The sequence below is a fragment of the Synechococcus sp. H60.1 genome, from assembly GCF_047462335.1.
Lineage (GTDB): Bacteria > Cyanobacteriota > Cyanobacteriia > Thermostichales > Thermostichaceae > Thermostichus.
Genome location: NZ_JANSJA010000114.1, coordinates 7,908 through 11,606, shown reverse-complemented (window position 1 = coordinate 11,606; position 3,699 = coordinate 7,908). Strand labels below are relative to the sequence as shown.

Sequence of the window (3,699 nt, the reverse complement as noted above, 5' to 3'; positions counted from 1 at the left end):
CATCCCCTTCCCAACCACAAGCCGGGTTCACACAACGAAAACGCTTCCCTTCCCGCTGACCAAGCCACAAGCACCGGTGACAGGTCTGCGAAGTGTAGGCAGGCAGAACCACCACAACCTTGACTCCTGCTCTTACTGCCTTGTAGTGCACAAACTGCCTCAACGGGTAGAACGCCCAACTATTCGACCGCCGCTGCTCTGGCTTGCTGCGCGGCTGCTGGTTGACACGCTCCCGCCCGCGTCAGCGGGCCAGAGACCTCATCCCAGCCAAGTCTTCCAGGGCAATGGTGCTACAGGCAGCTTTGGCCCTAGAAACAATGGCTTTGAAGATGCAGTAATTCACCCAAGCTTGAAAGCGTCTCTTCCTACCAGACAGCCGTTGCAGCAGTTGACGGCACCTGGGCCGAGAACTATGTGTGCCCTGACTGGCTTTACGCTGGAGAACCGCCCTCAACTGGGAGTAGGGGTCTTTTTCCTGGTTCAACTGCTGTCCATTCCAGTTGTCACCCTCTGCTCGCGTCAGCGGGACGGAGTCCTTATGTGTGGGCAATATCTGTCCTGCCCAAGTCTACACCGATGACCTTGCCGGTGTTTTGGGGTTCCGGCACCTCAGATTCCACGCCAATCTGGATGGAGTAGGAACCATCTTGGCGTTTGACCAACGTGGCTACTTTGAGATGAGAACCTGTCAACATGCCACGCTGATAGTTACCACTCGCGCCAGCGAGCCGGAGCCTTGGTTGCATCCAGCTTTGTGGCTTGCGACGCAGACACCTTGAGCTTGCAAGAGATAGTCAGAACTTGGGTCATGCTGAGTATGTTAGGCATTATCCCTCCTCGCTGTATAGACGGTGGGGTATCCCGCGCATTCAGATGACGCAAATGCAAGGCAACAGCGAGTGCGAAAGTCTAACCCGAGGAAGGCCGGGCACCCCTCCCAGTTTCTCCCAGCCGAAGCCAACTCCGCCCCGCAGCCAGGACTAAGTGGCTGTTGGGATCCCGGCCTCTATCCGGCTCAGGGCTAAGCTCATTTTGTCCAGCCACTGCAAAAGGTTCTCCAGTTGCTGCGCCGCAGGCACCATCCCCAGGCCCCGCACCGTCACCTTGCCCGGCTGGTAAACAAAGCGAGGCTGTAGGTGAGTGGGCAGCGCTTCCTTAAGGCGGTTCCAGGCGGGCTCCTCCATGGGAGTTTCCAAAAGGACATGCTCCTTGGCCGGCCTGATACGGGAAAAGCCCAGCCTGCGGGCCAAAATCTTCAGCTCCATCACCCGCAGCAGCTCCTGGGTAGGCTTGGGCAGGGGGCCAAAGCGATCCTGCCATTCCTGGGCAATTTGCAACAGCTCGACCCGAGAGCCGGCAGCAGCCAATTGGCGATAGGCCTGCATCTTTTGATCTTCGTCGGGGATATAGCTTTGCGGGATCATGGCGGTGACATTGAGGTCGATTTGCGTATCTTCCACCTGCGGGATCTCTTGGCCACGAATTTCGCGAATGGCCTCTTGCAGCATCTCCAAATAAAGATCGAAGCCCACAGCATTGACCTGCCCCGATTGCTGCGTGCCCAACAGGTTGCCAATGCCGCGAATCTCCATATCCCGCATCGCCAATTGATACCCAGATCCCAGTTGGGTAAATTCCTGAATGGCCTGCAGGCGTTTGCGGGCCTCTTCGGTGAGGATGCCATCTTCTCGGTAGAACAGCCAAGCATGGGCTTGGATCCCAGCCCGGCCCACCCGCCCTCGCAATTGGTAAAGCTGAGCCAGCCCAAACTCCTGGGCATTTTCGATCAAAATGGTGTTGACACGGGGAATATCCAAACCCGACTCAATAATGGTGGTGCAGACCAGGATATCGATTTCCCCGTTGTTAAAAGCCAGCATCGTCGCTTCCAGCTCTCCTTCCGGCATTTGCCCATGGGCAATGGCAATGCGGGCGCCGGGCACCCATTCCCGCAATTTGGTACTGGTCTCTTCGATCCCTTCAATGCGGTTGACAACATAAAAGACTTGCCCGCCGCGATCCAACTCTTGGCGGATAGCCGTGCGAATGACCTCAGGATTGTAGGGGGAGAGGTGAGTTTTAATCGGGCGCCGCGAGGGCGGGGGAGTTTGGATCAAGCTCATTTCCCTCAACCCCGACAAGGCCATATACAGCGTGCGGGGAATAGGAGTAGCCGTAAGGGTGAGCACATCCACCTGGGTTTTGAGGAGTTTAATTTTCTCTTTTTGGTTGACACCAAAGCGCTGTTCTTCGTCAATGACCAAAAGGCCCAAATCGCGAAACTGTACATCCTTGCCTAAAAGCTGGTGGGTGCCCACAATGACATCCAGTTCACCACTTTTGAGGCGGGCCAGGATCTCTTTTTTCTCGTCGGGAGTGCGGAAGCGGTTGAGTAAGCCCACTTGAATGGGATAGGGGGCAAAGCGCTCTTTGAGAGTGTGGTAGTGCTGCTGGGTGAGAATGGTGGTTGGCGCCAAAAGAGCTACTTGTTTGCCGGCGGTTACGGCTTTAAAAATGGCACGGATAGCCACTTCTGTTTTGCCAAAACCCACATCCCCGCACAGCAGCCGATCCATGGGGCGGGGAGACTCCATATCCCGCTTGATCTCCTGGACGGCGCGAATTTGATCCGGTGTCAGAGGATAGGGAAAAGAGTCTTCCAGCTCCTGTTGCCAAGGAGAATCGGGCGGGAAGGCATAGCCCTCCTGTTGGGCACGCTTGGCATAGAGTTCCAACAGGTCAAGGGCCACTTTTTGCAGGCTCTTTTTAACTTTTTGCTTGGTCTTTTCCCAGGTGCTGCCGGACATTTTGTGCAGCGCGGGGGGGCCATCACCGCTAGCCCGGTAGCGGGAGAGGGAGTTGACCTGGTCGGCAGCCACCCGCAGCAGGCCATCGCTGTATTGAATGACCAGATATTCTCGGGTTTCGCCGCCGATGGTGAGGCTTTCCAGCCGCAGGAACTGGCCAATGCCATGGGCCCTGTGAACAACAAAATCCCCCGGCTTGAGCAGGTTGGGATCCACCTGGCGGGAGCTGGCCTGGCGGCGCTTGCGCACATAGGTGGGGGTGGCCAGGCTGTGCTGGCCGAAAAACTCGCGGTCGGTCAGCACCACCCACCCCAGCGTGGGCAGGAGAAACCCCTCCAGATCCGCTAGGCCGGAGTACTTCAGGGCCACCGGCGTGTAGGACTGGAGCTGGCGCTCGATAGTCGGAAAATCTTTGGGGTTGGGCACGTACTGGGCCGGGCAGTCGTGTTCCTGCAGCAGAGCCACGGTGCGGGAGGGCTGGGCGGAGAGGATCCACACCTGCAAGTGTTGCTTGCGGTACTCGCGCAGGGTTTTGGCCAGGGATCCAAACTGGTGGGGAGTGGCAGGGACAGGCCGGCTTTTGAGGTCGAGGACAGCTTCCCCCTCGCCAGCAGGGGCAAAGGCACGGGCCAACAGGCGGGGGAAGGGATCCCACTCAGCGGCCTCAAGATCGAAGGGGCGGTGGAAGGGCACTAGAGCCGGCTCAGCAGCCTGGGCCAATTGCCACTGCTCCTCGGCGTGGGCTAGCCACTGCCGGCTGTGGGCCTGGCACTGCTCCGGCTCGTCGATCAGGATCAAGGTATTGGGATCCAAGTAGCTCAGCAGGTTGGCCGGTGGATCGTAGAGCAGGCCGAGAAAACGGCGCAGGCCTTCTGGGGGAGGCGATCCCTGC

Annotated in this window: 1 protein-coding gene and 1 pseudogene; both read right to left on the bottom strand. The window is 58.2% G+C overall.

The window, feature by feature from the left end; genetic code table 11:
- A pseudogene (locus tag NW852_RS06370) lies at window positions 1-746 on the bottom strand (RNA-guided endonuclease TnpB family protein); the annotation flags it as partial.
- A 234-nt stretch (window positions 747-980) separates the two neighbouring features.
- The coding region (gene mfd, locus NW852_RS06365; RefSeq protein ID WP_414426566.1) for a transcription-repair coupling factor at window positions 981-3,699 on the bottom strand (2,719 nt) is incomplete at its 5' end.